Origin of the sequence: Synechococcus sp. CB0205, assembly GCF_000179255.1 — a bacterium.
Lineage (GTDB): Bacteria > Cyanobacteriota > Cyanobacteriia > PCC-6307 > Cyanobiaceae > Vulcanococcus.
In genome coordinates, this window is sequence record NZ_ADXM01000003.1 from 1 (window position 1) to 1,363 (window position 1,363).

Below are 1,363 nucleotides of genomic sequence, written 5' to 3' on the forward strand. Positions count from 1 at the left end.
ATTACGCAACCTGATGTCTGGAAATTGCCGTGAAGGTTTCATTCATCGAGCTGTTCCCATTTGATATATGCCTTGGTTTCGGTTTCCCATTTTTCGTCGATTTCGACGAGCACCGCGGTTGAGAGGCGCTCCAATGAGTCGAGGTTTGGAAAGACCCTGACCTTTGATGTGCGCCGTTTTAGTTCCTGCTGGATCGGTCGTTCGATGCCGTTCGATGTGCGCATGCGTTTGTGGTGCGCCTCTGGCAAGGTGAAGACAGCGAGTCCCTCGGGCACATTGTTTTCCAGCCAATCGGCGAATCCCGGATGCTTGTCGCGGTAGCTGGCCACAAGGGTGGTCAGTTCGGCCTCGGCGGCTTCAAGCGAAGATGCATTCCAGACAGCTCTGAGCTGTTTCCCGATACGTTTTCTGATGTCGTTGTTGGGCCCATGCTGCACGGCGTTCTGAGCCAGATGGAATTGACAGCGCTGCCAGGTGGCTGCCCCCAGCACCGCACGGCGAGCGGCCTTCAGCCCGGCATGATCATCAGAGACGATGAAGGTCGTGCCCCGCATGCCACGGGCTTGCATGCTCTCCAGGAAGGCCCTCCAATGGACCTCAGCCTCGGAGAGCGCCACAGAGAGGCCCAGAACGTGTCTGCGCTCATCTGCTCCTATCCCGATGGCTGAAAGCACTGCGACGTCGCGCACAACGCCGTCGTGGCGGGCTTTTTCGTAGCGCGCATCCAGGATCAGGTATTTCATAAGCCCGAGGGGACGGTTGCGCCAGGCGGCCAATTCATCATCCAGCAGTTTGGTGGCCCGGCTGACCTGGGTCGAGGACAAGCTTTCGATCCCAAACTCCCGCATCACGTCTTCGGCCTGGCGCGTGGAAACACCCTTGATGTACATCTCGGCCACGGCAAGCATGACAGCGCGCGAAGACCGCTGACCGCGGTCCAACGCCTGAGGATAGAACGGGTCGTCCCCGTGACCGGCCGTCTTTGGGACCTGAACGGTGACGGTCCCAGCAGGGGTGTCTATCCGCTTGGACTTGTAGCCGTTGGCGTAGCCTTGCCGCTCAGGCGTTCGTTCGTAGTGGGCCGCTTTCAGATGCTGTTCGCGCTCGATCTGCATCGCAAGTTCAAAGAGCTGGCCAAAGACCCGCCCCAGATCGGTTGCCCCGTTTGCGATCAGATGTTCCAAAACGGCCTCAATCGTCGTAGTGTGTCGTAGGTCCATTTGCTTCCTCCATGAATGTTTTCCAACTCCATGGGATAGCACGATGGCGCCGCGATTTCCTGGGGGGCATGCCCCCCAGGAAATCGACTCAAAGCGCAAACCTCAGACAAATTTCCAGACATCAAGTTACAGTACCTCAGGGA

The 1,363-nt window shown here is 58.1% G+C and carries 1 protein-coding gene; it reads right to left on the bottom strand.

Going from position 1 to position 1,363, the window contains the following annotated elements; all coding sequences use genetic code 11:
• Nucleotides 1–38 precede the first annotated feature (38 nt).
• Complete coding sequence (locus tag CB0205_RS0100025; RefSeq protein WP_029625980.1) at nucleotides 39–1,220, bottom strand: IS256 family transposase; 1,182 nt, start codon at nucleotides 1,218–1,220, stop codon at nucleotides 39–41.
• Nucleotides 1,221–1,363 lie beyond the last annotated feature (143 nt).